This window comes from Planktothrix agardhii (assembly GCF_904830935.1).
In the GTDB taxonomy this organism is placed as follows: domain Bacteria; phylum Cyanobacteriota; class Cyanobacteriia; order Cyanobacteriales; family Microcoleaceae; genus Planktothrix; species Planktothrix agardhii.
This window is the reverse complement of record NZ_LR882952.1, coordinates 1505440-1532053: the sequence shown is the minus strand read 5'-3', so window position 1 is coordinate 1532053 and position 26614 is coordinate 1505440. Positions and strand designations below refer to the sequence as shown.

At 38.6% G+C, this 26614-nt stretch carries 31 protein-coding genes, 1 pseudogene and 1 riboswitch; of the genes and pseudogenes, 15 read left to right on the top strand and 17 right to left on the bottom strand.

Annotated features, from left to right (window positions below):
* The first annotated feature begins 223 nt into the window (after positions 1-223).
* Complete coding sequence (locus tag NMG88_RS07220) at positions 224-826, top strand: Uma2 family endonuclease (protein ID WP_227366007.1); 603 nt, start codon at positions 224-226, stop codon at positions 824-826.
* Positions 827-866: 40 nt separating this feature from the next.
* Entirely contained in the window at positions 867-1082 is a 216-nt protein-coding gene (locus NMG88_RS07215; RefSeq protein ID WP_042153080.1) for a type II toxin-antitoxin system HicB family antitoxin, read from the top strand.
* On the opposite strand, the gene NMG88_RS07210 is transcribed toward NMG88_RS07215, so the two are convergent.
* Positions 1050-1229 carry a hypothetical protein gene (locus NMG88_RS07210; RefSeq protein ID WP_227350341.1) on the bottom strand — a complete coding sequence of 60 codons (180 nt, stop codon included), beginning with the start codon at positions 1227-1229 and terminating at the stop codon, positions 1050-1052. The two genes, NMG88_RS07215 and NMG88_RS07210, sit on opposite strands and share 33 nt — an antisense overlap.
* A gap of 119 nt (positions 1230-1348) precedes the next feature.
* On the opposite strand from NMG88_RS07210, the gene NMG88_RS07205 reads away from it, so the two are divergent.
* Both NMG88_RS07205 and NMG88_RS07200 read left to right on the top strand, forming a co-directional pair.
* Positions 1349-1558 (top strand): hypothetical protein, encoded by a 210-nt coding sequence (locus NMG88_RS07205; protein ID WP_042153078.1) that lies wholly within the window; start codon positions 1349-1351, stop codon positions 1556-1558.
* Positions 1555-1662: a type II toxin-antitoxin system HicA family toxin gene (locus tag NMG88_RS07200; protein ID WP_254035260.1), complete on the top strand. Its 108-nt coding sequence runs from the start codon at positions 1555-1557 to the stop codon at positions 1660-1662. The genes NMG88_RS07205 and NMG88_RS07200 overlap by 4 nt, the downstream gene beginning before the upstream one ends.
* A 141-nt stretch (positions 1663-1803) precedes the next feature.
* On the opposite strand, the gene rlmD is transcribed toward NMG88_RS07200, so the two are convergent.
* Positions 1804-3195 (bottom strand): 23S rRNA (uracil(1939)-C(5))-methyltransferase RlmD, encoded by a 1392-nt coding sequence (gene rlmD, locus NMG88_RS07195; protein ID WP_042153073.1) that lies wholly within the window; start codon positions 3193-3195, stop codon positions 1804-1806.
* A 791-nt stretch (positions 3196-3986) separates the two neighbouring features.
* Between rlmD and NMG88_RS07190 the strand changes: the two genes are divergently transcribed.
* The 4 genes from NMG88_RS07190 to serS all read left to right on the top strand — a co-directional run bounded on the left by NMG88_RS07190 (position 3987) and on the right by serS (position 8787).
* Positions 3987-4472 (top strand): allophycocyanin subunit alpha-B, encoded by a 486-nt coding sequence (locus NMG88_RS07190; protein WP_042153071.1) that lies wholly within the window; start codon positions 3987-3989, stop codon positions 4470-4472.
* 375 nt (positions 4473-4847) lie between these two features.
* Complete coding sequence (gene ruvB / locus NMG88_RS07185) at positions 4848-5981, top strand: Holliday junction branch migration DNA helicase RuvB (RefSeq protein ID WP_227350340.1); 1134 nt, start codon at positions 4848-4850, stop codon at positions 5979-5981.
* Between the two features lie 39 nt (positions 5982-6020).
* Positions 6021-7367 (top strand): YegS/Rv2252/BmrU family lipid kinase, encoded by a 1347-nt coding sequence (locus tag NMG88_RS07180; RefSeq protein WP_042153064.1) that lies wholly within the window; start codon positions 6021-6023, stop codon positions 7365-7367.
* 142 nt (positions 7368-7509) lie between these two features.
* Complete coding sequence (gene serS, locus NMG88_RS07175; RefSeq protein WP_042153062.1) at positions 7510-8787, top strand: serine--tRNA ligase; 1278 nt, start codon at positions 7510-7512, stop codon at positions 8785-8787.
* Between the two features lie 82 nt (positions 8788-8869).
* Here the strand turns inward: serS and NMG88_RS07170 are convergent, their stop codons facing one another.
* Positions 8870-10732 (bottom strand): chloride channel protein, encoded by a 1863-nt coding sequence (locus NMG88_RS07170; protein ID WP_042153059.1) that lies wholly within the window; start codon positions 10730-10732, stop codon positions 8870-8872.
* 345 nt (positions 10733-11077) lie between these two features.
* Here NMG88_RS07170 and NMG88_RS07165 point away from each other — a divergent pair, with 345 nt between their 5' ends.
* The 3 genes from NMG88_RS07165 to NMG88_RS07155 all read left to right on the top strand — a co-directional run bounded on the left by NMG88_RS07165 (position 11078) and on the right by NMG88_RS07155 (position 13570).
* Complete coding sequence (locus NMG88_RS07165; RefSeq protein ID WP_042153056.1) at positions 11078-11512, top strand: Hsp20/alpha crystallin family protein; 435 nt, start codon at positions 11078-11080, stop codon at positions 11510-11512.
* A 236-nt stretch (positions 11513-11748) separates the two neighbouring features.
* The gene (locus NMG88_RS07160; RefSeq protein ID WP_235753723.1) at positions 11749-12969 is read left to right on the top strand and encodes an HhoA/HhoB/HtrA family serine endopeptidase; all 1221 of its coding nucleotides are present in this window, start codon (positions 11749-11751) and stop codon (positions 12967-12969) included.
* Positions 12970-13264: 295 nt separating this feature from the next.
* Positions 13265-13353: riboswitch (Glutamine riboswitch) on the top strand.
* Positions 13354-13390: 37 nt separating this feature from the next.
* Entirely contained in the window at positions 13391-13570 is a 180-nt protein-coding gene (locus tag NMG88_RS07155; RefSeq protein ID WP_254033362.1) for a hypothetical protein, read from the top strand.
* Between the two features lie 164 nt (positions 13571-13734).
* Here the strand turns inward: NMG88_RS07155 and NMG88_RS07150 are convergent, their stop codons facing one another.
* The 7 genes and pseudogenes from NMG88_RS07150 to NMG88_RS22805 all read right to left on the bottom strand — a co-directional run bounded on the left by NMG88_RS07150 (position 13735) and on the right by NMG88_RS22805 (position 17357).
* Positions 13735-14601: an alpha/beta hydrolase gene (locus tag NMG88_RS07150; protein WP_346732942.1), complete on the bottom strand. Its 867-nt coding sequence runs from the start codon at positions 14599-14601 to the stop codon at positions 13735-13737.
* A 447-nt stretch (positions 14602-15048) separates the two neighbouring features.
* Positions 15049-15285 carry a type II toxin-antitoxin system Phd/YefM family antitoxin gene (locus NMG88_RS07145; protein ID WP_026797191.1) on the bottom strand — a complete coding sequence of 79 codons (237 nt, stop codon included), beginning with the start codon at positions 15283-15285 and terminating at the stop codon, positions 15049-15051.
* Positions 15286-15350: 65 nt separating this feature from the next.
* Positions 15351-15566 carry a type II toxin-antitoxin system HicB family antitoxin gene (locus NMG88_RS07140; RefSeq protein WP_043937990.1) on the bottom strand — a complete coding sequence of 72 codons (216 nt, stop codon included), beginning with the start codon at positions 15564-15566 and terminating at the stop codon, positions 15351-15353.
* A gap of 26 nt (positions 15567-15592) precedes the next feature.
* Positions 15593-15922 carry a hypothetical protein gene (locus NMG88_RS07135; RefSeq protein ID WP_026789019.1) on the bottom strand — a complete coding sequence of 110 codons (330 nt, stop codon included), beginning with the start codon at positions 15920-15922 and terminating at the stop codon, positions 15593-15595.
* Between the two features lie 27 nt (positions 15923-15949).
* On the bottom strand, positions 15950-16864 hold the full coding sequence (locus NMG88_RS07130) for an NB-ARC domain-containing protein (RefSeq protein WP_254035259.1): 915 nt from the start codon (positions 16862-16864) through the stop codon (positions 15950-15952).
* A gap of 303 nt (positions 16865-17167) precedes the next feature.
* Positions 17168-17233, bottom strand: a pseudogene (locus NMG88_RS22810) (hypothetical protein); the annotation flags it as partial.
* A complete protein-coding gene (locus NMG88_RS22805) occupies positions 17226-17357 on the bottom strand; it encodes a helix-turn-helix domain-containing protein (RefSeq protein ID WP_488168649.1) in 132 nt (43 codons plus the stop codon). The gene NMG88_RS22805 and the pseudogene NMG88_RS22810, both read right to left, overlap by 8 nt.
* A gap of 161 nt (positions 17358-17518) precedes the next feature.
* Here NMG88_RS22805 and NMG88_RS07125 point away from each other — a divergent pair, with 161 nt between their 5' ends.
* Positions 17519-17701 carry a hypothetical protein gene (locus NMG88_RS07125; protein WP_026789021.1) on the top strand — a complete coding sequence of 61 codons (183 nt, stop codon included), beginning with the start codon at positions 17519-17521 and terminating at the stop codon, positions 17699-17701.
* Positions 17702-17912: 211 nt separating this feature from the next.
* Here the strand turns inward: NMG88_RS07125 and NMG88_RS07120 are convergent, their stop codons facing one another.
* Entirely contained in the window at positions 17913-18833 is a 921-nt protein-coding gene (locus tag NMG88_RS07120; protein ID WP_042154442.1) for a transposase family protein, read from the bottom strand.
* Positions 18834-19162: 329 nt separating this feature from the next.
* On the opposite strand from NMG88_RS07120, the gene pruA reads away from it, so the two are divergent.
* Positions 19163-22138, top strand: a complete 2976-nt coding sequence (gene pruA, locus NMG88_RS07115) for an L-glutamate gamma-semialdehyde dehydrogenase (RefSeq protein ID WP_235766204.1) — start codon at positions 19163-19165, stop codon at positions 22136-22138.
* A gap of 267 nt (positions 22139-22405) precedes the next feature.
* On the opposite strand, the gene NMG88_RS07110 is transcribed toward pruA, so the two are convergent.
* The 3 genes from NMG88_RS07110 to NMG88_RS07100 are packed head-to-tail and all read right to left on the bottom strand — an operon-like array spanning position 22406 to position 23369.
* Positions 22406-22825 carry an HNH endonuclease gene (locus tag NMG88_RS07110; protein WP_254033364.1) on the bottom strand — a complete coding sequence of 140 codons (420 nt, stop codon included), beginning with the start codon at positions 22823-22825 and terminating at the stop codon, positions 22406-22408.
* Entirely contained in the window at positions 22822-23181 is a 360-nt protein-coding gene (locus tag NMG88_RS07105) for a restriction endonuclease subunit S domain-containing protein (protein WP_227350331.1), read from the bottom strand. Before NMG88_RS07105 ends, NMG88_RS07110 begins: the two co-directional genes overlap by 4 nt.
* A gap of 44 nt (positions 23182-23225) precedes the next feature.
* Positions 23226-23369: a hypothetical protein gene (locus tag NMG88_RS07100; RefSeq protein ID WP_254035258.1), complete on the bottom strand. Its 144-nt coding sequence runs from the start codon at positions 23367-23369 to the stop codon at positions 23226-23228.
* Here NMG88_RS07100 and NMG88_RS07095 point away from each other — a divergent pair.
* Together NMG88_RS07095 and NMG88_RS07090 are read left to right on the top strand one after the other, a co-directional pair.
* Positions 23368-23667: a hypothetical protein gene (locus NMG88_RS07095; protein WP_254035257.1), complete on the top strand. Its 300-nt coding sequence runs from the start codon at positions 23368-23370 to the stop codon at positions 23665-23667. The two genes, NMG88_RS07100 and NMG88_RS07095, sit on opposite strands and share 2 nt — an antisense overlap.
* A complete protein-coding gene (locus tag NMG88_RS07090) occupies positions 23660-23899 on the top strand; it encodes a hypothetical protein (protein WP_254035256.1) in 240 nt (79 codons plus the stop codon). Before NMG88_RS07095 ends, NMG88_RS07090 begins: the two co-directional genes overlap by 8 nt.
* Here the strand turns inward: NMG88_RS07090 and NMG88_RS07085 are convergent.
* The 3 genes from NMG88_RS07085 to NMG88_RS07075 all read right to left on the bottom strand — a co-directional run bounded on the left by NMG88_RS07085 (position 23886) and on the right by NMG88_RS07075 (position 26468).
* A complete protein-coding gene (locus tag NMG88_RS07085; RefSeq protein ID WP_254035255.1) occupies positions 23886-24302 on the bottom strand; it encodes a type II toxin-antitoxin system VapC family toxin in 417 nt (138 codons plus the stop codon). The genes NMG88_RS07090 and NMG88_RS07085 overlap by 14 nt on opposite strands.
* Positions 24299-24547, bottom strand: coding sequence for a DUF2281 domain-containing protein (locus NMG88_RS07080; protein ID WP_254035254.1), 249 nt, complete (start codon positions 24545-24547; stop codon positions 24299-24301). The genes NMG88_RS07085 and NMG88_RS07080 overlap by 4 nt, the downstream gene beginning before the upstream one ends.
* A gap of 208 nt (positions 24548-24755) precedes the next feature.
* Positions 24756-26468: a DUF262 domain-containing protein gene (locus NMG88_RS07075; protein ID WP_254035253.1), complete on the bottom strand. Its 1713-nt coding sequence runs from the start codon at positions 26466-26468 to the stop codon at positions 24756-24758.
* Positions 26469-26614: the final 146 nt, after the last annotated feature.

Genomic DNA, 26614 nt, shown 5'->3' with positions numbered 1-26614 from the left:
GGTCATATTCCTAAAAGATATTATCTCAAAGATTACTGATAGCAATTATAGCACTAATTCCGAACATTCCCTTAATATTAAGGCAATTTCTGTTGCAGCATAACAAGGTAAAATTTTTTTGTAGGGGCGGGTTGATCAAAAAACTGTGTTACTCAGTAATAACCTGAATAAACCAGCCCTCTTTTTTAGAAACTTCTACCTTATGATTATAGGAAACCAAACTATGACAACAACACAGGTACAAAAACTAACATTTGACAACTTTTTAGAACAATGTCCAGAAACAGGAATCTATGAATTTGTGAAGGGAGAAATTGTAGAAGTGAGAGCAACAAGAAACCATGATGATATCGCTAATTTTATTTTATTCTGTTTCAATGATGAAATTAGAAGACTTAATCTTAATTTAGTTGTAACTAATACTGCGGTGATCAAAACGGTAACAAAAGATGGCTTAGAACAGGGTAGAAATCCTGATGTTAGTGTGATTGACCGAACAATTTGGCGTTCTAATCGTTCTGATTATAATGCCTTAGAAGTGCCAATTCAGTTAGCAGTAGAAGTGACATCAACGAATTGGGAAGATGACTATGTAGATAAATTAGAAGAATATCAACGGTTGGGAATTTCTGAATATTGGATTGTAGACTATTTAGCGATCGCTTCCAGGGCTTACTTAGGAAATCCTAAAATTCCGACTATCTTTGTTTACTGTCTGGATGAAAAAAGTCAGTATCAAAAAACTCAATTTAGAGGAAATGATCGGATTATATCACCCACTTTTTCAGAATTATCCTTAACAGCAGAACAGGTGTTAAATGCTTAAAAAAATCTGTTTCTGTACGGTATGAATTAAACGAGAAACCATGAAAGAATATGTTGCAATTTTTGAATGGGCTGGGAGTAACTATTCTGCTTATGTTCCCGACTTACCCGGTTGTATTTCTACAGGAAAAACCTTAGAAGAAACCGAAAATAATATTAAAGAAGCGATTGAACTGTATATTGACACTCTGCGGGAAGATGGTCAAGCTATTCCCGAACCTTCTCTAACCGTTAAGGCAATTTCTGTTGCTGCTTAAATGGTATTCAGCCATTGCATTTGCTGCTAGTTTAGCAAGAGCATCGGGTGATTGAGTAAATGCAGTATCCCAGCGCATTTCTGCTTCGAGTTCCTGTAAAATTAGAGTAGCGATCGCATCTTGTTCAGTGGGGGATAAAATTTTCAATTGGGCGATCCGCCTACGGCACGCTGCGCGAACGCACGTTCAAGTAACTCGGTCATATTCCTAAAAGATATCTCAAAGATTACCAATAATAACTATAGCACTTAGAGGTTATTTCAACCATGACTGAAATCATTTTCTTAGTAGAATCTGATATTGAGCAGGGGTATATTGCCCAAGCATTAGGGGAATCAATTATTACCCAAGCTGATGATTTAGAAAGCTTAAAGCAAGAAATTAAAGATGCGGTTCACTGTCATTTTCCCGATCAAGCATTACGTCCTAAAATCATCCGACTGCATATTGTTCAGGAAGAGGTGATTGCTTCATGAAATTACCCAGAGATTTATCAGGTCAGGATTTAGTAAAAGCCCTTAAAATCATAGGTTATGAAGTCAGCCATCAAACTGGGAGCCATATTCGATTTATTATTTGATTAATTGATAATTGGATCAGGTATTATTTCTGATCACCTTTTATAAGTATTCCGAGAAATCGGGTTTCTGCAATAACTTTTGCTGCCTAATAGAAAGATAGCTGAAGAAACCTGATTTCTGAGCACATAGATCCGAATTGTTTATAAACGTCTTAAAAACGCCATAGACTCAACATGGGAAGTTTGTGGGAAAAAATCCGCAGGTTGTACCCGCACTAATTCATAAACTCCGGTTTCACATAAAATCTTCAGATCTCGTGCTAGAGTAGCGGGTCTACAACTAATATAAATCAAGTGTTGCGGTTGCATATCTAGCAGTGTTTCTAAGACCGTGCGATCGCATCCTTTCCGGGGAGGATCAAGCAAAACAATATCAGGTTTATACCCCAAATTGGGTAATAACTTTTGCACCGTTCCTAATTTAAACTCCACTTGATCAAGTTGATTAAAAATCGCATTTTTTCGAGCTTGCTCTATGGCAGTTTCTTGGACTTCTAAACCCATGACTTGAGGAAGATCGGAGCCCTGAATTGAACCCCCTTGTTTTTTCAATAAATAGGAAGCTAGGGGTAAAGTAAAGGTTCCAATGCCACAATAGGCATCAACAATGCGTTCAGTTCCTTGTAAATTAAGTTGCTGGAGCATGATTTCTAATAACCCTTCCGCCACTTCCGTATTCACTTGAAAAAACGTATCGGAGCCTAGAAAAAACGTTAACCCCCCAAATTCTTCTTTTAAATAAGGATGACCCGCTAAACAGCGTGTTTCCTGACCAAAAATCACATTAGTTTGATCGGGATTTAGATTTAAACAAACCCCTTGTAAACCAGGATATTGTTCTAGCCAAGTTTCCGCTTGTTCCGTCAGTCCGGGTAAACTAGCTTGGGTGACAATTAAGGTTAATAACATTTCCCCTGTACGCCGTCCAATTCTCAGGGAGAGATGGCGAAGTTTGCCCCGATGTAGGGCTTCATCATAAATCGACCATCCCCGGTTTTGAATATCCTGTTTAATATTAGCTAATAAAGGATTTAACCGTTGATCCTGTACCGGACATTGATTTAAGTTAACCAAACGATGGCTATGTTTTTGGAAGTAACCCGCCTGAACTTGACCCGTGGCTGACCGTCCTAGGGGATAGGTAACTTTATTGCGATATCCTAATTCTGACTCTCCTGCTAACACCTGATCCACCGGAGGATCAATAAATCCCCCAATTTTTTCTAAGGTTTTAACCACTAAATTTCGCTTACTTTGCAGTTGCAGCGCATAATCAATATGTTGCCACTGACATCCCCCACATTTATCCGCCACAATACATCGAGGGGAAATGCGATCGTTTGATGGGCTTAAAAGTCGGTCTAACTTGCCTTCTGCATATTTGCTTTTAACCCGCACTAACCGCACCCGCACCATATCCCCAGGAACCGTATCAGGAACAAATATAACCCGATCTTGGTAACGACCGACGCCACTACCTTCATCGGTCAAATCTGTAATTTCGACTTCAACTTGTTGCCCTTGCTGCCACATTATTAATCAGTTATCAGTTATCAGTTATCAGTTATCAGTGTAGAGACTGCCTTCACCCTATGGGCGCGTTTGTACCAGTTATCAGTCGTAATTGGGTTGATCAAGATTTTAGTTGATTTAAAAAAATCTCTCCAGAACCTGCCTCTACACGCTAAACAGTGAATTGACACTCTCAGGTCTAAAGACACTGAGATTCTAACTTGAACCTAGATACGTGCTGCGACCAGGGTTTCCCCAAGAAAAGTAGAGGTTTCTAGTCCATTAGCGTTACTTTGGGGATGCCCTCCCCTAGCTTGTTTACCAAGATTCAGAATATTTATCGCAGCATTTGTATCTCTATGCAATTCACATCCACAATTACAAATTTCGACCTATGTTAATATTAACATAGATTAAAGAAATATTCACGGGGAATAAATTCCCTTGAGTCGCTTTTCATCTGGTGGTCTGAAGACACTGAGTTTTCAATTTCCCAGACTTGTCTTATAAAGTAAAGATTTATTTTATTCCAAATAACTGCTAACTACCTCTTAACTGATCACTGATCACTGATGACTGATGACTGATTAACCGTTGAGGGTTAAAAATTAAGAATTGTTAAGGGTATTCATACTGAACCTGAGCAGATAACTCTTGACCCTGCCTGCTCTCCACGACTTTGCACAGGTGTTTCCACCCGACTTTGATCACCATAGGCGAAAGTTTACGGGGTTATGACTTCCCCTGTTCCCCTCAAGTCGCTAAACTACTTAATGGTATCTTGAAAAACTTTAATAGCTCTGAGGTTTTAGATGACAGTAGTTAGCCAAGTTATTCTCAAAGCTGATGATGAACTCCGTTATCCTAGCGTTGGTGAACTCAAAAACATCAATGACTTTTTAAAAACGGGTGAACAGCGCGTGCGAATTGCTTCGACCATTGCGGATAATGAAAAGAAGATTGTAGACCGTGCTAGTAACCAACTGTGGAAAAAACGCCCTGATTTTATTGCCCCAGGTGGTAATGCTTCAGGATCACGGGAACGAGCCCTATGTATTCGGGACTATGGTTGGTATCTGCGGCTGATTACCTATGGAATTCTTTCGGGTGATAAAGATCCTATAGAAGACATTGGTTTAATCGGCGTCAAAGATATGTATAACTCTTTGGGTGTTCCGATGCCTGGGATGGTGGAAGCGGTTCGTTGTCTCAAGGAAGCGTCTCTGGCGTTACTCGATGACGAAGATGCTAAGGAAGCATCCCCCTACTTTGACTTTATCATTCAAGCCATGTCGTAATTTTGAGCCTGGTTTTCAGGTATCTGTGAAGATGTCCCTAGCGTCTGTCTTCACAGATTTTTTGTATATGGCGGGGAATTACGAATGATATGAAATAACTAGAAGTATTATAGCAGGGAACAGGGAACAGGGGGGGAAACACTTTACCGTCTGGGTTCCAAGATCCGTCTGGTGTCTTAACTGCTTGCTGGGGATCTTTTAAGGCTTTTAATAGGGATTACCGGGAGGTAAACTCTTGCTATTACCCATTCCCTAATTGCCTATTCCCTTATTCAGTTCTTATTTTATATTGGTTTGGAAACTAATAATAGGATTAGTTTCACCCAAAACCTGCTAAAGTTGGAACCTGTAGCCCCGGTATGGCATAGGTCTATTATGGCGATTATTTCTTCAAAAAAGCAGTCCCCTGAACCCGAACCGTCTGATGAGTTTTCTGGGTTGGCGACTCCCATGGCTAAAAAATCCAGAAAATCCAAGAATAGTGAGCCGACGGATGAATTGGATTATTTGTTAGAAGCGGAAGCGACACCCGAAGAAGAAATTAATCGTCAACAGGATGAGAAAATCCGACCCCATCGTTTAGAAGATTATGTGGGACAAAAGGATTTAAAAGAGGTTTTATCAATTGCGATCGCGGCCGCGAAATCCCGTCAGGAACCTTTAGATCATTTATTATTATATGGCCCCCCAGGATTAGGAAAAACCACCATGTCCCTAATTTTAGCTTCGGAAATGGGGGTGACTTGTAAAATTACCACGGCTCCAGCCTTAGAAAAACCCAGGGATATTGCGGGATTATTAGTCAGTTTGAAACCAGGGGAAGTATTATTTATTGATGAAATTCATCGCTTATCTAAAGTGGCGGAGGAAATTTTATATCCGGCGATGGAGGATTGTCGATTAGATATTACTATTGGTCAGGGAAGATCGGCAAAAACTCGGAGTATTCCCCTGAAACCTTTTACCATTGTTGGTGCTACAACCCGGGTAGGTTCCTTAACGGCTCCCCTGCGCGATCGCTTTGGAATTATTCAACGGTTACGCTTTTATGAAGTAGACGAATTAAGTTTAATTGTTCAACGAAGTGCGAAGTTATTAAATACTCCTATAACCCCAGAAGGCGCGATCGAAATTTCCCAACGGGCTAGGGGAACACCTAGAATTGCTAATCGTTTATTACGTCGAGTTCGAGATTATGTTCAGGTCAAAAGTACGGGGGAAATTAATGCAGAAGTGGCGAATATTGCTTTGGAATTATTTAATGTTGATCCCCTGGGATTAGATTGGACGGATCGAAATATGTTAACGGCTATTATTGAGAAATTCAAAGGGGGGCCAGTGGGATTAGAAACCATGGCGGCAATTACGGGGGAAGATACCCAAACTATTGAAGAAGTTTATGAACCCTATTTAATGCAAATTGGGTTTATTCAACGGACAAATCGGGGTCGTGTGGCGACGCCTGCGGCTTGGAAACATTTGGGATTAGATCATCCTGAAAATAGTTAAATTAGCTATAATAATAATTGCAATAATAATGAGTGAATTATGTCAGGGACAATTTTCCTCTTAGCTGATGAGACTCAGCAAGAAACTCTGGTTGACTTTGTGACTCAACACGCGAATGTTCTGTCCCATTATCATCTAGCGGGTTTAGACAGTATCGCAACGGCTTTAACTCAACAGACCTGGTTAAAGGTTGAGACGGTTTTGCCTTTGCGACAAGGGGGAGATATGGTGATCGCCTCTAAAATCACTGCAAGAGAAGAAATTGTAGCTGTTATTTATTTAGTAGAATCCACCCAAACCCACCTTTATGAATTCCCGCTTTTAAATTTATTAAGAGTTTGCAATATCTATAATATTCCAATCGCTACTAATATTGGAACCGCCGAAGCCATTGTTGTGCAATTGCGACGAACTCGTTCGGCTCATTTGATTTTTAATCCCGTTGCTGGGGTAGGAAATGCCAATCAAGATTTATTATTAATTCGGCAATTATTAGAACCCTATTTTCACTTAAAAGTTTGCTTAACAACCAGAGAAAATGATCCGACTCAATTAGCACAAGACGCGATCGCAGAAAATGTGGATTTAGTCATCGCATCGGGGGGAGATGGTACGGTTTCCGCCGTAGCTGGAGCCGTGATTAATACTAATATTCCCTTGGGAATTATTCCTAGGGGAACTGCTAATGCGTTTTCGGTGGCTTTGGGAATTCCGACTAATATTCAAGGAGCTTGTGAAGTAATTATTGCCGGATTAACCCGCACCGTTGATATGGCTTATTGTAACAGTTTACCGATGATTTTATTAGCGGGAATTGGGTTTGAAGCGGAAACAGTTAATAAGGCGGATCGAGATGCAAAAAAACGCTGGGGGCCCTTAGCTTATATTATGGCGGGATGGCAACAATTAAAAGAACAAAAAGACTTTGAAACAACAATTGAAATTAATGGCGAAATTAATCAAGTTGAAGCCGCCGCCATTACCATTGCTAATGTCGCCCCTCCTACTTCGGTTTTAGCCCAAGGTTTGGGACAAATTGTTCCTGATGATGGATTATTAGAGGTTTTAATCTATACATCTCCGGCGAATAAAATGCAGGCGGTGGCGGGAATGATGGGTTTATTGGGGGCGGGTTTACTGAAGGTAGAAATTCAACGGGATAATTTGATTGGATTTAGAACTCAACGGATTAGAATTTCTACAAATCCACCCCAAAAAGTAGTTGTAGATGGAGAAATTATTGGGACAACACCGATAGAAGTGGAATGTGTTCCCAGGGGATTAATAATTATGACTCCGGCTTTTTCATCTTTACCAATGGTTGAAAGTATAGAAGCTATTGATGGGGTTAAAGTTGATCAAATAGGGAATAGCTTAACTGATTGATAACATTGTTTTTAGAGAAGGCGATCGCCCCTTAATATCTTATCTTTTCTTACCATGATTCCCTTGTTAGATGTTCCCTGAATGCAGTAAACTATAAAGATGAACCAATAATCAAAAATCAAGCAATATTAAAGGAAATGCCGTGTTAGATATCAAATTAATTCGGGAAAATTCAGCCACAGTGCAAGCACGCCTAAATTTGCGGGGCGAGTATGATTTGCAACCTATTTTAACCTTAGATGAACAACGTCGCCAACTCGAACAAGAACGAGTTGTATTACAAACCCGGAGTAACGATATTGGTAAATTAGTTGGGGATAAAATTAAGTCGGGATGTGACCCCAAAGGCGAAGAAATTAAAGCGTTAAGAGAGGAAGGTCAACAAATTAAAATTAAGTTGAGTGAATTGGAGCCAAAAGAGAAAGAAATTGATGCTCAAATCAATCAATTATTATTACCAATTCCGAATTTACCCAGTGAATCAACTCCCGTGGGAAAAGATGAACGGGAAAATTTAGAAATTAGACGTTGGGGAGATAAATATATTCCTACAAATCCTAATATTTTGCATCATGCGGATATTGGGGAAAAACTGAATATATTGGAATTTAAACAGGCGGTTAAAGTTGCCCAAGCGCGATTTGTAGCCTTAAAAGGAGCGGGTGCGGCCCTAGAAAGGGCGTTAATTCAGTTTATGTTAGACCGCCATACAAATAATGGTTATCTTGAGGTAATACCGCCGTTATTAGTGAATAGTACCTCCTTAACAGCAACGGGACAATTGCCTAAATTTGCGGAAGAAAGTTTCAAATGTGATGCTGATGATTTATGGTTAATTCCGACATCGGAAGTATCAGTGATGAATTTGTATCGAGATGAGATTTTAGAAGCGGAACAATTACCGATTTATCACTGTTCTTATACCCCTTGTTTTCGTCGAGAAGCGGGAAGTTATGGTCGGGATACTAGGGGGTTAATTCGGTTACATCAATTTAATAAAGTAGAAATGGTAAAACTGGTTCATCCTGATAGTTCAGAAGCAGAACATGAGAAATTAGTCCAGGATGCAGAAGGGGTTTTACAGGCGTTAAAATTACCCTATCGGGTGATAGAATTATGTACGGGGGATTTAGGATTTTCGGCGGCAAAATGTTATGATATTGAGGTGTGGTTGCCCTCGGCCGGAACCTATCGAGAGATTTCTAGCTGTTCCAATGTTAGGGATTTTCAAGCTAGACGGGCTAATATTCGCTTTAAAGAAGCGGGTAAGAAAGGCACACAATATATTCATGCTTTAAATGGTTCCGGGTTAGCCGTTGGTCGAACCATGGCCGCGATTTTAGAAAATTATCAACAACCCGATGAAACCATCCGTATTCCTGATGTTTTACAACCCTATTTAAGAAGGGAAATCCTCTAATTCGTAGTGAGCCCTGAAGGGCTCTCTATCTCTTACCTATTCAGGGGTTACTACAAGTATTGACTAACCCCTAAAGGGGTTACTACGAGTTGGGTAAATAGGGTTGTAAGGCGTCTTTGGTAACAGCAATATTACAAGCTAAAGCAATTTGTTCTTTTTCAATAATGCCAACCAGTTGACGCGGATGTTCACGAGTGACAACGGGTAATTGGGGCAAATCTCGCGCCGCCATCCGTTCTAATGCGACCTGAACGGGTTCATCTTCATAGGCGCAGAGGATTTCTGTTGTGCAAATTTCCTTTAATATTTGCTGTCCTAATGCTAAAGAAGAATCGGGGTTTGTAGCCTGAAAAATGGAACGACGGATATCTGTAACCGTTACTAATCCGGCTAATTGAGAGGTTTCATCTAAGATTAAAGCCGTATGACAATTCAGTTGTACCATCACCGCACCTGCCTCTAAAATAGGCATGGAACAGGGAAGGGTTAAATAGGATTGACCCATAACTTCAGAAATTCTAATAGTTTGTAAGATTTCTAATTCATTGGGTCGTTCTAAATAAACCCCCATTTGTTGTAAATTTAATCCAGAAGTCGATTGATTAGATTGCACCACATCCACAATTAAAACACTTACCCCCACCGCCGCCATTAACGGTAAAATAATTAGATAATTTTGAGTCATTTCAAATAATAATAAAATCGCCGTTAAAGGCGCTCGCACACTCGACGCTAATACCGCCGCCATTCCCACCATTGCATAGGCAGCCGGGGGAGCAATATCTGGTAAAAAAGGGTGTACTAATCCCCCTACGGCTTGCCCATAAGTTGCTCCCAATGTTGCCCCAATAAACATCGCGGGAGCAAAAATTCCCCCCACTAATCCACTACCCAAACTAACAGAAGTAGCAATAATTTTAAGGACTAATAAAATCATCAATAAATCTAAGGAAAATCGCCCCTCTTGTAATAGGGCTTGAATTGTGCCATAACCCGGGCCGAGAATATGGGGAAATTGAATGGCTACAATTCCGACAAATAAACCTCCCAACATCGGATGTAAAATGCGGGGAATTTTGGTTAAACAGAAGAAAGCCGGAACTTCTCCTCGAAAACAACGTTGAGAAAATTTAATCGCTTGGGTATAAGCTAAGGAAACAAAACTGGCTAAACAGCCTAATCCTAAATAAAGTAATAATTCCCAATTGCTACGAACCTCATAAACCGGGGGAGAAAAGGCCGGATGGTCACCAAAAACAATTCGAGCAACTACAGAAGAAACCACCGATGATAATAGGACTAAACCCACACCCGAAGCCGCAAAACTTGAACCTAAAATTACTTCCAAAGCAAAGAAAACCCCAGCAATGGGAGCATTAAATCCAGCGGCTAATCCGGCGGCGGCTCCGGCTCCTAATAATAGACGATAGCGCTCTTTAGAAACTTGAAAATTTTGCCCTAAAATTGCTCCTAAATTCGCCCCAATTTCTACACTCGGCCCTTCCGGGCCTAAGGAAGCACCCGTACCTAAAGAAATGGCGGCAGCTAAAAGTTTAATAAAGGGTCTGAAAGGAGAAATAATTTGGATTCTTTGAGTATTAATTAAAGAAGAAATCCCCTCGCCAAAAAACTCTTGATAACGATAGCGAATTAACCCCACAATTAGACCCCCAATCGGTGGAATTAATGCCAATGTCCATAGACCAAATGGCATCATTAATCCCATGAAATCTTCTAGGGTTAACCGTTGTAATAGTTCCACTAATCCGTGAAACATTACCATTACTAATCCCGTCCCCCCGCCAATTACAAGGGCAAAGATTAAAATTAATATTTGTGGGGGCGGTTGTAAACGGTTTAATAAACTGGTTAGGCGGTCAGAAACTGAGGGGAGTTCAGGTTGCTGCGGCAGAATGCCCTGATTGTTGGGCAGAGTGGTTGTCATTAGGATTAATTCACGAATAATCTTTATAAAATTTAAAACAAGTTCTAACCTTGGGAAGTATTAAAACTTCAATAACGTACTCATTCATACAGAACAGATACTTGAGGTTTATAGATTAAATTCCCAAGACTATACACAGAAAAAAATACACCACTGTATCCCGCCTGCTACTGATTACCCGTCCTGGGTTTCTACTCTTTCTCTTAAGTACGGCTATTTCCCGTTTTTTATTCGTTAAAACCGAATTTATTCCGGCGGCCGATTTACTATCCTTAGAATCATCAAGGCTGTAGTCAAGCCTATATAAATATTGTATCAAATAATTTGTCAATGGAGGTAACGATTATGCAGTTATTACGCTGGCAACCCTTCCAAGAAATTGATTCTCTACAACGAGAAATGAATCGTCTGTTTGATAGTTTGGCCCTTCCTTCGGAAAAAGCCGCGATGTCCCTCTTTCCTCCGGCTGAACTCGAAGAAACCCCCGAAGCAATTATCCTGAAACTGGAAGTTCCTGGGGTAAATCCAGAGGATTTGGATGTCCAAGTCAGTCTTGATGGCGTTGCGATTACGGGAGAACGAAAATCAACCAACCAAACCGAAGAAAAAGGCATCAGTCGCAGCGAATTCCGTTATGGAAAATTCCGCCGAGTGATTCCCCTTCCTAATCGGATTCAAAACACTCAAGTTCAGGCTGAATATAAAGACGGGATTCTCAGCTTAACCTTACCCAAAGCGGAAGCAGAAAAAAATAAAGTAGTGAAAATAACCGTTGGTTAGGGATTAGCAATTGCATCAACCTTTGCTCAAGGTAGGCTAAACAAAAATAGTGTCGATTATAGTCGAATTTTTAGGAAATTTCGACTATAATCAAAAAAGAGGAAGGCGGATTTATGACAATATTTCCGCTTTTCTTCTTATTGATTTTTATGTTAAAATTGAGGATAGTTGCTTTGAGTATTAACGAATCAGAATCTCAGCCTCAGAATGAAAATGAGAGCATTGAGGATGAATCTATGGAGAAAATACAGCCAAAAACCGTTGCTATTAATTCCATTATTAGTTATCTTTTGGTTGCGGTTTTAAGTGTAAGCTTAACCTTAATCAGTATACAGATTTTCCCGCATTTTTTGATAACTTCTGCCCAAGCTGAACCCATCCCAACCCAAACTCAACCCCCAACAGTTACCGCCATTCCTAACCCTAATTTCTTCGGAAATTTTGTCTCAGTTGCGGTGAATCGAGTCGGGCCAGCCGTTGTTAGAATTGATACGGAACGCACGGTTTCTGCTAATATTTCCGATCCTTTTTTTGATGATCCTTTTTTCCGCCGTTTCTTTGGGGAAGGAATGCCCCAAACTCCCCAAGAATATCAACAACGGGGACAGGGTTCGGGATTTATTATTGATAGTAGTGGGATTATTTTAACCAATTCCCATGTAATTAAAGGAGCCGATAAAGTCACCGTTACCCTCAAAGATGGTCGTCAATTTCAAGGAGAAGTTAGAGGCAGTGATGACCCCTCAGATTTAGCCGTGATTAAAATTAATGGTAATAATTTACCCGTTGCTCCTTTAGGAAATTCCAGTGAAGTTCAAGTCGGAGATTGGGCGATTGCTTTAGGAAATCCTTTGGGATTAGATAATACCGTTACCCTAGGAATTGTTAGTACCTTAAATCGTCCCAGTTCTCAAGTTGGGATTCCCGATAAACGATTAGATTTTATTCAAACCGATGCCGCCATTAATCCAGGTAATTCTGGGGGGCCGTTATTAAATGCTCAGGGGGAAGTAATTGGAATTAATACCGCTATTCGAGCCGATGGTCAAGGGATTGGTTTTGCCATTCCTATTGATGCCGCTAAAGCCATTGAAGCCGCGTTAGTTAGAGGAGAAAAAATTGCTCACCCCTATATTGGGATTCGCATGGCAACCTTAACGGCAGATATGGCAAAACAACTGAATAATAACCCTAATTCCTTACTGTTAATTCCTGAATTTAATGGGGTATTAGTAGTACAAATTATTCCCAATAGTCCCTCGGCAAATGCGGGTTTACGTCGAGGAGATGTGATTACAGAAATTGATGGACAAGCTATTAGTAGCGCCGACCAATTGCAGCGTTTGGTGGAAAAAAGCAAAATTGGTCAACCCCTTAAAATCACTCTCCATCGCGGACAAAAAACTGAACAAATTTCTGTGCGTCCGAGTCAACTGGATGAAGCCGCTTTGCGTTAAGCGTTGTGGTTTTTCTCTAACAAAAAAAATGCACTCTTTCTGAATGAAGTTCAAGGAAGGGTGCATTTATCAGGAGAAAACTTTAAAATATTTTTTCATCAGAAAAGCCGATGTTCCTATTGTAATCAATTTATTTGGTATTGAGCAACAAAGATATCTCATCGGATAGATGTAAAAGCAAAGATTGAGGTTATTAACAGAGATAGAGCAAAAAACGTATAATAATTATGTAAAATCAGCATAAGATAATTTGATATTAATTGGATTTAGCGCTACGATCAGAAGGAGTAGTGAAATCGTTCATCTCTTGGTAGTCTTTGATTCTCGCATACCAAAATGACTACTAAAAGACGGAAGTAGGGACTTCTCCCGAAGGAACGCGCCTGTCTTCACTGCGAGTTGAAACAGGAGGCGAAAAACCATGACTTTAAGTAAAGAAACTGTGCGCGAAACTTCTTTAGAGGATATTCCGACCAGTGAAAGTTTCGATTTTGATTTGTGGGCAACAAAAGTGAGACGTCAGCTTGTGGCGGCATTAAATCACCAAGTAGCTCCCGAACTTTCTCAGAACGATGCTCAAACAACCCCATCCGAATTATAAGGAATTAGGGTTCGAGGAAAACGGTTAATCTCAATTTATTGAGTTTTATACTATTTTTCTATTCGATAATATTATTTGTAGGGGTGACTAATGAGTCGCCCTTACCTGTTTTAAAACTGTCTATGTTCCTATTTCCTGTTCCCTGTTCCCTGTTCCCTACTATATCAAGTTAAAAATTGTTGTACTGTTTTCCAATATTCTTCGCCTCCAACCTGTCTAACATTATTATGACCCGCACTCGCCACAATTAAAAGCTGTTTCGGTTCTATGGCGGCGTTAAACAGGTCTTCACTCATGGTTTTGGGAATTAACTCATCTTCGGTTCCATGAGTCAATAATATAGGCATTTTCAATGCCGAAATTTTAGCAATAGAATCGAATTTTTGGGTTAAAATTAAATTAATTGGAAACATCCAATATTTCTTTTTATAATCAATCATTTCTCGAATATTAGTAAAGGAACTTTCAATAATTAATCCAGCAATTTCAGGATGTTTTAAAGCTAAATTAATTGCGATCGCTCCTCCTAATGAATGTCCAAATATATAAATATTATTAGGATTAATTTGGCGTTCATTAACTAAATAATTCCAGGCAGTTTCCACATCTTCATAGACTATTTTTTCCGAGGGAAAACGATTTGTACTGCGTCCATATCCCCGATATTCAACTAATAAAACCGATAAACCCATTTGATGAAATTGTTCAGCATATCCTACATTTGCCCCGATAGTATTGCGGTTTCCATGTAAATCAATAATCACTTTTTGATTAGGATTAGTTTCTGAAGGAATCCACCAACAATGTATCATTTCTATTTTTCCTGAAGGAGTAGGAATTTTTAACTCAATATCTTGATAGGATAAACCCACATCATCCGGGGTCATAGAAATTAAACGAGAGGGGAAAAAAATAAATCGAGTTTGTCTTAAAAACAGGAATAGACAAGCACAGAAATAAGCGATCGCACCAACAGCTAAAAGAGTTAGTCCTCCTTGAAACAGAATTATTAAAATTGAATGTAACATCATTTTAACCCCTCCCATTCTGAATAGAATCACCTTTTTTAATCTTTTTTATCTCTTAAATAAGTTAAGTTAAAAAGAGAAAAAAGGTTTTTTGCACACAACCCTATTCTTTTCGGTGGAGATCAACCCATTTCCGCTTAATTTCGCAAGAATTTTGAACTACCCTAGAATATTAATAACGATTACTGCATAGAATAAAATTAGCGAACGGAAACCCATAAAATACAATTCCATAATCCTGATCTGATCGCAATGCGAGTGTCCTCACTCGCTAGTAATTCCTTATGATAAAATTAAATCAGCGAACGAGGACGTTCGCACTGCTATTCAATAGGAAGTTAGGAGGGGTCAATTATTAATAACTCAATGGCAAAACAGTTCGACAATAAAAAGTAAAATGCGATCGCACTGATCACTAAAATTAATCGCCGTAATGGGTTTTTGTTCTAATTATAATGTAAAAACTTCCCCCTGATTATATTCTTGACGAGAGGCTTCAATATCAGCAATTAAAGTTTTATCTTGAAGGAGTTTGGCGGTTTCTATCCAGCTTTCTAATTCTTCCTGACTGATGAGAATGAAACTTTTATTTTCCTGAACAATAACAACTCCTCCCGGTTCCGTACTGGCTTTTTCTAAAACTTCACTGAAGTTGTTTTTAGCATATTCTCCTGTAACGTGATACATGGTTTAACCTCTTTGTTAAGTTCATAAATAACGGAAAGCGATATTTAACAATATTATGACATACTTCAATTCTGTTGCATAAAACCTGCTTCTTCCAAAACAATGCTTAATGTTCCCATTATTTCGCATTCTTCAAAAAAAGCTTCTAATGCTTCTTGAACAGATTGTTTTGCTTCTTCCAGGGTTTCACCAAAACTAGAAACATCTAAATCAGGACAAAGGGCTACATAAAAATTACCTTCTTGAAATATTTCTAACCGAACTTCAATGTTTTTTAGCATAATTTTCTGAATCACCTGCTATTACATTAAGTCAATAGGTTTAGTTTAACACTATTAATGACCCAACGGCGAAATAGTTCTACAATGATCCGCCAATGGTTATCAGTTTCTATAATAACATCATGGCGCGAAAGGGTATCGAGGGCATTTTGTAGGGAATTAGGATCTAAATTTGTAACCGTTTTTAGGGTATTAAAATCGAGTCCGGTGGGGTGAGGTGCGATCGCTTTTATAATCTGTTGTTGACCTGGAGAACCTTCCCCCGCTTGTTGCCAAACCCCGGTAAAATAATAGCGTCCATTCTGATAGAATTCGGGTTGATTAATAATCCCATCAACATCAGCAATGGTAAACATGGGAACTTTTAAAATAAAACCCCAACTTTAAACCCTTTTAACATATTCTTTTAAGAGAGGATTCACAATAAAAAATGTCATATTATCTTTTTCTTCTCTGACCACTAAAAAACGCCTAATTAGAGATTGAATAGTATTTAATAACTCTGAATTTGATAGTTTAGTCTGAGTTAAAACAGACTGCAAATTCAGGCTTTCAGGAGAATTAGAAAGTACAGTTATCACCGTTTTTTCCTGTGGAGATAAACGTTGAAAATGTAGCTTAAGTTGCTCTTGCAGGGAGTCGCATAAAATCGGCTCATCATAGTACAAAAACTCAATTACTCTACTATTAAATAATTCTTGAATCAGAGTTGCTATCATTCCTAACCATAAAGGGTTGCCTTGATAGGTATTAATTAAGATATCCCATGTTTCAGGATTAGATAAATTTTTATCTCTGAAAATATCTTGAGCAGCTAAACTTAAACTTCCTAATATTAAAGTACGAACAGGACGATTTTCAAATTCAATTTTTTCAATTTCTCTAGGTTTTTCCCAACTGTTTAAGATAACGCAACTCTGATGACAAACCTCGGCAATTTTTTTATAAAATAGTTGATAATTCTCATAACCAGATTGATAGTAACCTGCTAATTGTCCCTCACAAAATAGCATTTGGATATCATCTAGGATAATAAGACAGCGATATTGACGCAGATAATTGAACAGTTGAGAAAGTTTTGTTTCTAGCTTTAGGGGAATTTCTATTTTATCTTGATTACAGAATATTTCCAACAAGTTAGTTAAGGTTTCATCTAGGGTAGGAGCAAAACTAAGACTACGATAAATAATATAATCAAAGTTAGTTTTAATTCCATCTATCAAATGAAGGGAAAGGGTTGTTTTGCCAATTCCACTTAAACCTAAAAGGGTTATTAATTGAACTTTATCTTCTATCATCCATTTTTCTAGGGTAGAAAGTTCCTGAGTGCGATCGTAAAATTTTGTTATTTTTGGTGCGTCGTTTAAGTCAATATGCGGTTGGTTAAGAGTAGTTTGGGTATCATTTAGATTTGATTCATTTTGTTGTTGAGCTTTAGCTCTTTCTGTTTTGCAAGAAACATTTAGATGATTATTAACTGTAACATTTTCGCCTGTTATATTTTTAACGATAGCTGATTGATGATTCTTATAAATTCTTCCTTTCTCAAATATACCTCTAAAATTAGATTTTTTAACAGTTTCTCCTAACTCTTCAGAGATAATTTTCCATAATTCTGAACCTACCCATTTAACATGACTTTCACTGGCATAATGATCTTCAGCAATTTCCGAGTATGTACAGTTTTGTATAGTACCTCGCAGAAATCGCTTGTTGGAGATGATCTAAGTGTTTTCCTGTCTTGGTAAAAATGAGATGATCTGCCAGTTCTAGGACTTCTTCAATATCCATAAGCCAAGAAGATGTTAAAGGTGATCATATTTTACCCTACTTTTAATACTATTCGTACTTTGCGTACTTTTGCAACTTTGTCAAAATTCCTACTTTTCAGACTGACATTGATTTGAGTTTGACCTATTCTTATTAAGAGAAGCGTGTGAGGTAAGGAAGTTATGGCTAAAAAAGAAATGGGTCAAGTTAAGACACCAACAGGTTCTGCGTACTTCTATTATTGGGACGATAAGACGGGTGAAGTTCATGTAGGTAGTGAATTTGCGGGTAAAGCCTCCACGTCAGAGGACGCTTGGCGTAAAGCTAACTATTATGCAACTACGCTGAAACAATGGAAAGATTAATAATCTGCTAGTAACTACATTAGTAATGAGGGAATAGTTTCGTATGAAGTTATCTATTAGACATCTCCGAAAATTCCCAAATGCTCTCTATCGCTACTTTTTGAACCTCTAGCACTCCTGTGCCTGGTTCTCCCAAAGTAACGGATTCATAGGCTTTTTCAGTTACATTAATAATAATTAATGAATTTTATCTCTGATATTCAATCATTTTTTAAAAGCATTCTGGGCAATTCTTAGATAATAATACAATCGCTCCTATTCGCCATCTTATTAGTCCACATACTGTCAAGATTACTGCTTCATAATTTTGGCTCTTTAACCGAAATCTTTCTGAAGCAACTCGATAAATTTTTATCAGTCTTATTAAATGTTCGACTACAATCCTTTGTTTGGCTTTTAACCGATTTTCTTCTCGATGTTCAAGCGATATTTCTTGATTCCTCGGTTTCTTATATGGTGTATTAATTGCTGTTTCCCCTACATAAGCTTTATCCCCTCTGTATTTTTGATTATTCCCCAATTCCTCCCTTCTTTCTCTCCACAATTTTAGATCGCTTGTTGCTCCGGTATAACCCACAGCTATATCCACTATTTCTTTCCCGTTTGGCATGACAATGACTTGATTTTTAAAGGTATGTGTTTTTTTCTTTCCTGAGTAATATTTTTTTTGCTCTTCATTGTCTGTTGGTCTTTGCATGGGCTGTTCATAGCTATCTACTACTAACTCAAATTCCAGCAGAATTTTTTCTACCCACTCCCAATCACTCTCGTTTTTTTTTATTTGCTCAACTAAACTGGCTGGCAGTAATTCTCTCAAGATTTTTATCTTGTTATGGAAAATATCATTCGCTGTTGATTCACTCACTTCAAACTGTAACCCTAACATTTGAAATGTCGGCATCTGATGCAGATAAATTAGAGTTAGTAAGATTTGTTCCTCCACAGACAATTTCTGGTGACGACCCCCGCCTGCTTTAATCAACCTGATCTTAGCTTTTTCCTGTTCCTGCCGTCTTTCTTGCTCTAATAACTCCGCGGCTTGAATAAGTTTTATTAGCTGTTCGTATTCCATCCCTAATAGCCTTTTTGCTTGCTGGGGATTCTTGTCCAGATAGTCTCTTAATTTACTCATCTCTCATTGGGGTAAAATCCAATTTTACCATCTTGCTATCCCTCCCCGTTTCTATTTTGGAGATGTCTAATCTCCTATTTCGATTTCAGAACTCCATGAATTTTTAACCATTGATGAGGATAATAAATCAAATAGTTATGAATTAAGGAAGGTCTATGCCTAAAAATATCCCTTCATTAAAGCCGAGAGAACTGATTTAATCCCGTCACCCCGTTTCGACGTACAATAGAAGAAATGAACCTAAACACAATTGAGGGGAAATAATTGTTAGGATATCCTGACATTTCCCTTCTTTTGTCATGCTGTATCTTAATTGGAGACATTCAACAGTGGTTGCACAATACCCTGACACCTACGAAGCCAAAACCCTAGAAATTGCTAAACAATTACTAGCGGCGACCCAGGAGAAAAAACGCTCTTTGTTTGGTCAGTTACAAGACCAAATGCGTTTAGATGATAAACTCCTCGACTGGACAATGGCAAATCCAGGTTTACGGGTGCAGTTATTTCATTTTATTGACTGTTTACCTGCGTTGCGAAGTAAACCCGAAATAGCGGCACACTTACAGGAATATTTGACAACGGCAGAAGTTGAACTTCCCGATATGCTGAAAAAATTACTCAACTTTGCTAACCCCGACTCCGTAGCCGGACAAGTGGCGGCAACCACCGTAGCCCCGGCGGTGGAAACCCTAGCTCAAAAATACATTGCTGGGGAAAATATTCCCAAAATAATTAGAACTTTAGAACATTTACGCAAAGATAAAATGGCGTTTACTGTTGATTTATTAGGGGAAGCTGTTATTACGGAAACCGAAGCAGAATCCTATCTAAATAATTATTTAGAATTGATGGAAAAACTCAGTGAAGCGGCAAAAAAATGGTCAAATATTCCCCAAATTGATCAAGCCGATGGCAACCCGATTTCTAAAGTTCAAGTATCGGTTAAATTAACTGCTTTTTATTCCCAATTTGATCCTTTAGATGCTAAAGGAAGTGAAGAAAAAGTCGGTGAACGCATTCGTATTTTATTGCGTCGGGCGCAGGAATTGGGGGCGGCGGTGCATTTTGATATGGAACAATATGCCTATAAAGATTTAACCTTCAGCATTTTAAAAAATCTGTTGATGGAATCAGAATTTCGTAGCCGGACGGATATTGGGATGACGGTACAAGCCTATTTACGGGAATCTCAAAAGGATTTAGAAGGAATTATTGAATGGGTGAAATTGCGGGGATATCCCGTTAGTGTGCGACTGGTAAAAGGAGCATATTGGGATCAAGAAACAATTAAATCCATGCAGAATGACTGGCCCCAACCTGTCTATAATGATAAGGCGGCAACGGATGCTAATTTTGAACGATTGACGCAATTGATGTTAGAAAATCATCAATATATTTATTCGGCTATTGGTAGCCATAATGTCCGTTCTCAAGCTAGGGCGATCGCGATTGCTGAAACTCTAAATGTCCCCAGTCGTGCCTTTGAAATGCAGGTATTATATGGCATGGGCGACCAACTAGCTAAAGCCTTAGTTCAGAAAGGATATCGGGTGAGAATGTATTGCCCTTATGGAGATTTATTACCCGGAATGTCCTATTTAATTCGGCGGTTATTAGAGAATACCGCTAATAGTTCTTTTATCCGTCAAAGTTCGGAAAATCGCCCGGTTGACGAGTTATTATCTCCCCCCAAAGATAACCCGAATAGCAATATTTTTGAGACTTGGAAACCTGTATTTCCTAATTCAGCCGATACCAATTTTTCTAATGCTGCTTTACGCGATAAAGGGGTGCGGGCTTTAGAAATTGTCCATAACCAATTAGGACAAACCTATAACCCATTAATTAATGGTCAATATGTTAATACCACCCAAATTATAGACTCGGTAAACCCCTCTGACCCCTCGGAAATTGTTGGAAAAGTCGGGTTAATTAATGTTGAACAGGCGGAAACAGCAATTCAATCCGCTAAAACTGCGTTTCCAAAATGGCGGCATACCCCTGTGCGAGAACGGGCGGGTGTGCTACGGAAAGCCGCCGAACTGTTTGAACAACGGCGGGCGGAGTTCAGTGCTTGGATGGTGTATGAAGTGGGTAAACCCCTGCATCAGTGTGATGCTGAGGTATCGGAGGCGATTGATTTTTGTCGCTATTATGCCGATGAAATGGAACGGTTAGATCAGGGCTACCAGTATGACACTGCTGGAGAAACCAACCGTTATAACTATCAACCCCGTGGCATTTCTCTGATTATTTCCCCCTGGAATTTCCCCCTGGCGATTCCCGTTGGGATGACGGTAGCATCTTTGGTAACGGGTAACTGCACGTTACTCAAGCCTGCGGAAGTGTCATCGGTGATCGGTGCTAAAATTACGGAAGTATTAGTGGATGCGGGTGTGCCACCAGGTGTGTTTCAATTTGTGCCAGGAAAAGGATCGACGGTAGGTTCCTATATGGTACAACACCCGGACGTTCACATGATTACCTTCACGGGTTCCCAGGAAGTCGGGTGCCGGATTTATGCTGAGGCGGCACTACTGAAACCAGGACAGAAACACCTAAAACGGGTTGTTGCTGAAATGGGGGGCAAAAACGCCGTTATTGTTGATGAAAGTGCCGACCTTGACCAAGCAGTGGGGGGTGTGGTCTATTCTGCCTTTGGCTATACGGGGCAAAAATGTTCCGCCTGTTCCCGGGTGGTGGTGTTGGAACCTGTTTATCAGGCTTTTGTGAACCGTTTAAATGAGGCGGTACGGTCTTTAAATGTGGGAAATGCGGCGTTATTAAGTACGCAAGTTGGGCCAGTGATTGATGCCAATGCTCAACAGAAGATTAAGGAGTATATTGAGATTGGCAAACAAGAGGCTGAACTTGCCATCCAAGTGTCTGCACCGGAAATCGGTTATTTTGTCGGGCCAACGGTTTTTATTAATGTTTTACCGACGGCAAAAATCGCCCAAGAGGAAATTTTTGGCCCGGTTTTAGCAGTAATTAAAGCTGAGAATTTTGAGCAAGCTTTGGATATTGCTAATGGGACTAATTTCGCTTTAACTGGGGGTTTATATTCAAGAACTCCCTCCCATATTAGCAAGGCTAAAGCGGAATTTGAAGTCGGAAATTTGTATATTAACCGAGGCATTACGGGGGCAATTGTTTCCCGTCAACCCTTCGGTGGGTTCAAACTTTCCGGTGTCGGTTCTAAGGCGGGGGGCCCAGATTATTTATTACAATTCTTAGAACCCCGTCACATCACAGAAAACATCCAACGTCAGGGTTTTGCCCCGATTGAAGGGATGGAATAACCCCAGCCCTAACCCTCTCCCCTTATTAATGGAGGGAATAACCCCACCCTAACCCTCCCCTTATTAATGGGAGGGAAGAAGATGATCGCTCTTTTAAAAAGGGCGATCGCGCTATAATTAATATACTATTATTCAGGACTTGAAGGAACATGAATTATAAACTCATTGATTCTTTAGTTCAAATCATTTCTTCATTAACATTGGAAGAAAGACAAAACCTAGAAAAATGAAGTTCAACCTAACCTACTTTTTATAGTAAAATTAGAATTATGGAATATCCAAAATATTTGCTTGTGATAGTAACCTTCTTTCCTCAACTCGCTCTGGACGATTTATCTGTAACAATTTTACTGTCACTCGTGCAATCGAAGTTAACGGGATAATTTCGCCTTTTTCTAATTTAAAATGCTCCCGCCAGCGATCGCGACGAGGATGATACAATCTCACAATTTCCCCATTCATGGGATCGATTGAAGCCAGATCGCTTCCTTTATATTTGTTGCAGATTGTACAAGCCAACGCCAAATTATTTTCGTTTGTTTGTCCGCCGTGCTTTTCGGCAATTATATGATCGATTTCATGAGGTACAAAAACAGAAATTTCTGGCATTAAACAATACTCACAAGCAAAATCAGCGCGATTACAAATCAAGCGTTTGAGAGCAGCAGAAACATAAGCCTTACTCATTTTTTAGCTTCGTTAAGTTTCAGCAATGCTTTAGCCTTAGCCACCCGTACCCAATGTTCAATATATTCATATTGTTGCCACGATCGTTCCTCCTCAGCCGTCAACCCAACGGTTCTATTTTTTTCCAGCAAATTGTTAATATGTTGTTGTAATGCTTCCGACGGCTTCAACGCCAAAATTTCCTCTGGAGTCGGAAGATTTGCCAAGAATTCCAATACATCTGCCAACCCAGAAAATCCAGATTGAGCATCTGCACTCCATTCCCGCAAACCCAGTTCTAAAATTTGTGTTAACTGCTCTTGCAGTGGACTTAACCGCATCGCCAATTCATCTGGAACTTCGACTTTAATCTGCATGATCGAACTTTGCAACACTTAAAGAGATTTGTGTTATCGTAGCACTAATTTTGTAAATTGAGGTCACAAATGTTAGCAATTTTGCCAAACAAGCCTAATAAACGAAATGAGCGAAGCGATCGCTCTTTGTTAAGAAGGGGCGATCGCGCTATAATTAATATACTATTATTCAGGACTTGAAGGAACATGAACCATAAACTCATCGATTCTTTAGTTCAAATCATTTCTTCATTAACACCGGAAGAAAGACAAAACCTAGAAAAAAAGTTAGCAATTCAGCAACTACCAATTCAACAGTCTTCTATTTCTATTAAAGATAATCTTTGCGTTGGAATGGGGAAAGATCGAGAAGATTTACAGAATTATAGTGAACCTAATGCTCAAGAATGGCTTCATGCAGTTGCTAACAATTCCGCCTTTGACTTTCTAAAAGACCCTGAAGAAGATATTTACACCATTACTGATGGAAAGCCATTTTATGACTAAAGGTAAAGTTGTATTAGTGCCTTTTCCATTTGATGATTTATCGGCAACAAAAGTCCGTCCTGCGGCTTGTCTTACCAATCCAATTGGGCAGTATAATCATATTATTCTAGCGTTGATTACCAGTACAATTCCAACTAATATAACAGAAGCAGATGTTTTACTAAATATAGATCACCCTGATTTTACAGCCTCTGGGTTACACAAACCTTCAACGATATTCAACTATGCTTAAATACAATGATGAAACCTTCTTGTTGAAAGTGCTTATCATGGGTTAAAACTCCAGTAATATTAAGTTGATTCATCGTTACCATAGAAATACAATCTGTTAAACTGTATCCTTTATCAAATCGTTGACTAAATAACTCTAAACCTGCTGTAAAAGATTCATGGCTTTGAGGAATAACATTGATATGGCTATCAGTCACCACTTGAGTAAGTAACTGAAAAACAGCTTTTTTCATAGGTGATGGAAAGGAGGCAAAAAAATTAATTGTTTCTGTTAATACTTCTTCTGTTGTTACCAATTGAATATTATTAAGATTGCGACTATAATCCCTAACGGACTGATGCCATGAGTCAGCTACATTAATTAAAGCAACCCAATAAAATGTATCGACAAAAAAAGTTTTCATAATTCTTGATGGAGGTTTTTAGATAGGTAAAAATCATGATTTTCCGCCCCGTCTTTTGGCAATTGACTTAAAACTTCTTCAGGAATATCTTTAATAATATCATCTGCTACTTCCCAAATTGGTTTATACGGTTTCTCTGTCGGTTTAACGGTTTGCTTAAGAGAGCGAATGAAATCTAATACCTCATCCAGTTGAGAAGCAGGAATTTGTTCTAATTCGTTTAGAATTATTTCTTTGGTTGTCATAGTGTTTTTATTGATTAACGTAAGTTAATTATACCATCTTAGTAAATTGTATGATCGGCGATCGCATTCCAACACATGAACCCAGTCAGAAAAGCGATCGCACTTTTTGAGTTCAAGGGCGATCACTATTCTCTGCTTTAACTTAATTAGATAAATGATTGCAATTTTGATGGGAATATTAGGGAAAGTTGGCAAGGAGAATATAAACCTATCGAGGCCAAAGTTTAATTGCTATATCAGCTAATTTGTCAGCACGAGCTTTAATTTCATCAGCGTTCCAAGCTACTATCTCTTCAAAATATTTATTAAGCGAAACATTAGAGTCCCGATACCACCCTTTCTTGTAATCAAAGGGTTTGTTTGCCATCTCACGATTGTATCCTGTTAGCGTAAGATTTCCCAAAGTATGTAATAATTCCTTTTTTACTTGGCTAGAATTGTTACCTAGCATCTGTTCCCATTCAGGGGTTAATGTTTGAGGCATAATGTGTTCAATCGTTAGATTGCCAGGATCTACTGTTTCTTTACTAAGCGTAGAATTTAAACTTTCCAAAACTAATTTAATTCGATCCGAATTCTTTGAAGTATACAACGACTTAGTAATAATTTTTTTACGGAAATCCTCATCTGAAGGCCACCTTTTCTCTTTTTCATATCCGCGCAGGACTGTCTGTAGTCCATTTACTAAGTCATCAGGGTTTGCTGCTTGAACTTCTTTGTACAAATTATTGAATACTATACCCAAGCTTTTTGTAGAAACATCAACAAACCAACGTCGCACAAAATAAGACTCTAAGTAACGCAAAATAGTTTCAAACTGTTTAAGAGAAAGCTGTTCATCTTCATACTCGTGATAAACGTTAAGTAGGAAAATATGGCAAGTTGTGAAATCCAAGCGCATTAACCGCTCGAACCAATAACGTAGCTTACCTTCTGATTCTTTACTATAAAATTTTAATCGCTGATAGTAGTTAATAAATTGTATAATTTCTTCTAACTTAGATTCAATTTCATTAGCCGCATTATCAAAACGATTCTTGATGACTTTATAAACTTCTTTCTCACTGACTGCTTCTCCGTCTTTACGCAAATAAAACCAAAATGCAGTTGTTAATTCACTCGCATATTCTTTTGGAGCTACATTAGCCTTGAATTGATTTTCAAGACGCAACCATTTATTATGATATATTTCTTCTCGTTTCTCACGAGGCAATTTCATGAAAATATAGTTACGCACTAAGTCAGCTTGAGTTAGTTCTTCTCCCTTATAATTTAAGCTTTCAAAAATCAGATACGGATTATCTTGCTCATCGGAAGTAATATTAACTAGAATTAAACGTTCTAAAATAACAGTCTTGAATTTTGCTAAATCTAGTGCCAAACCTTCTTCTTGATTGGGGTTTTTAAGTTTCCCTTTAAAAAAATTATAACATTGGTATATCATGCCTTCTTTTTTCATTTCTTTCTCTTTTGTGGCTGTGACAATGCTTTGATAAGTTTCCCGATCTCCTTGAGTCGGTAATACCTTGTAAAAATCTTCACCTTCTTTATATTGATTGGTTAAAATTTTATCATACAACTCTCCAGCAAGTTTTTGATTTTTATCCTTAATTGTTTGATTTTTATCTTTCAACAAATACTGACGCATAGCAGCTAATAAAACAGTGAGAGTAATCAAGCGTTGTTGCCCATCAATTACCAGATACGGAGATATGCCATCTGCTGTTCCAAGTATTGCCTGAGTAACAATAGCCCCCACAAAATATGAACCTTCTACTTCATTAGTATAAAGTTTCATCACATCTTCCCAAAGATTTTCCCAGTTTTCTGTAGTCCAAGAGTAGGGTCTTTGAAAAAGGGGAATTTGGAATTGTTTAGTACCTTCTAATAGATTCCTAAGAGTTGTTTCTGTAGCTTTCATGTTGTTGATTTAATCAAGATGTTGTTTTATTTTTCTGTTTTGGATAAAACAGTTAATCTTTAAGATTTTACCATAATCTTTAGAACTGTTATATTTGCTGCTTACAATGAGAATTGTCAGCTTTGCCGCACTAAAGTGCAACTACA

Bases quoted from the DNA above. Each gene is read 5' to 3' on its own strand.
- NMG88_RS07220 (WP_227366007.1), top strand. From the start codon at position 224: ATGACAACAACACAGGTACAAAAACTAACATTTGACAACTTTTTAGAA.
- NMG88_RS07215 (WP_042153080.1), top strand. From the start codon at position 867: ATGAAAGAATATGTTGCAATTTTTGAATGGGCTGGGAGTAACTATTCT.
- NMG88_RS07205 (WP_042153078.1), top strand. From the start codon at position 1,349: ATGACTGAAATCATTTTCTTAGTAGAATCTGATATTGAGCAGGGGTAT.
- NMG88_RS07200 (WP_254035260.1), top strand. From the start codon at position 1,555: ATGAAATTACCCAGAGATTTATCAGGTCAGGATTTAGTAAAAGCCCTT.
- rlmD (WP_042153073.1), bottom strand. From the start codon at position 3,195: ATGTGGCAGCAAGGGCAACAAGTTGAAGTCGAAATTACAGATTTGACC.
- NMG88_RS07190 (WP_042153071.1), top strand. From the start codon at position 3,987: ATGACAGTAGTTAGCCAAGTTATTCTCAAAGCTGATGATGAACTCCGT.
- ruvB (WP_227350340.1), top strand. From the start codon at position 4,848: ATGGCGATTATTTCTTCAAAAAAGCAGTCCCCTGAACCCGAACCGTCT.
- NMG88_RS07180 (WP_042153064.1), top strand. From the start codon at position 6,021: ATGTCAGGGACAATTTTCCTCTTAGCTGATGAGACTCAGCAAGAAACT.
- NMG88_RS07170 (WP_042153059.1), bottom strand. From the start codon at position 10,732: ATGACAACCACTCTGCCCAACAATCAGGGCATTCTGCCGCAGCAACCT.
- NMG88_RS07165 (WP_042153056.1), top strand. From the start codon at position 11,078: ATGCAGTTATTACGCTGGCAACCCTTCCAAGAAATTGATTCTCTACAA.
- NMG88_RS07160 (WP_235753723.1), top strand. From the start codon at position 11,749: ATGGAGAAAATACAGCCAAAAACCGTTGCTATTAATTCCATTATTAGT.
- NMG88_RS07155 (WP_254033362.1), top strand. From the start codon at position 13,391: ATGACTTTAAGTAAAGAAACTGTGCGCGAAACTTCTTTAGAGGATATT.
- NMG88_RS07150 (WP_346732942.1), bottom strand. From the start codon at position 14,601: ATGATGTTACATTCAATTTTAATAATTCTGTTTCAAGGAGGACTAACT.
- NMG88_RS07145 (WP_026797191.1), bottom strand. From the start codon at position 15,285: ATGTATCACGTTACAGGAGAATATGCTAAAAACAACTTCAGTGAAGTT.
- NMG88_RS07140 (WP_043937990.1), bottom strand. From the start codon at position 15,566: ATGCTAAAAAACATTGAAGTTCGGTTAGAAATATTTCAAGAAGGTAAT.
- NMG88_RS07135 (WP_026789019.1), bottom strand. From the start codon at position 15,922: ATGTTTACCATTGCTGATGTTGATGGGATTATTAATCAACCCGAATTC.
- NMG88_RS07130 (WP_254035259.1), bottom strand. From the start codon at position 16,864: ATGATAGAAGATAAAGTTCAATTAATAACCCTTTTAGGTTTAAGTGGA.
- NMG88_RS22805 (WP_488168649.1), bottom strand. From the start codon at position 17,357: ATGGATATTGAAGAAGTCCTAGAACTGGCAGATCATCTCATTTTTACC.
- NMG88_RS07125 (WP_026789021.1), top strand. From the start codon at position 17,519: ATGGCTAAAAAAGAAATGGGTCAAGTTAAGACACCAACAGGTTCTGCG.
- NMG88_RS07120 (WP_042154442.1), bottom strand. From the start codon at position 18,833: ATGAGTAAATTAAGAGACTATCTGGACAAGAATCCCCAGCAAGCAAAA.
- NMG88_RS07110 (WP_254033364.1), bottom strand. From the start codon at position 22,825: ATGAGTAAGGCTTATGTTTCTGCTGCTCTCAAACGCTTGATTTGTAAT.
- NMG88_RS07105 (WP_227350331.1), bottom strand. From the start codon at position 23,181: ATGCAGATTAAAGTCGAAGTTCCAGATGAATTGGCGATGCGGTTAAGT.
- NMG88_RS07095 (WP_254035257.1), top strand. From the start codon at position 23,368: ATGAACCATAAACTCATCGATTCTTTAGTTCAAATCATTTCTTCATTA.
- NMG88_RS07100 (WP_254035258.1), bottom strand. From the start codon at position 23,369: ATGTTCCTTCAAGTCCTGAATAATAGTATATTAATTATAGCGCGATCG.
- NMG88_RS07090 (WP_254035256.1), top strand. From the start codon at position 23,660: ATGACTAAAGGTAAAGTTGTATTAGTGCCTTTTCCATTTGATGATTTA.
- NMG88_RS07085 (WP_254035255.1), bottom strand. From the start codon at position 24,302: ATGAAAACTTTTTTTGTCGATACATTTTATTGGGTTGCTTTAATTAAT.
- NMG88_RS07080 (WP_254035254.1), bottom strand. From the start codon at position 24,547: ATGACAACCAAAGAAATAATTCTAAACGAATTAGAACAAATTCCTGCT.
- NMG88_RS07075 (WP_254035253.1), bottom strand. From the start codon at position 26,468: ATGAAAGCTACAGAAACAACTCTTAGGAATCTATTAGAAGGTACTAAA.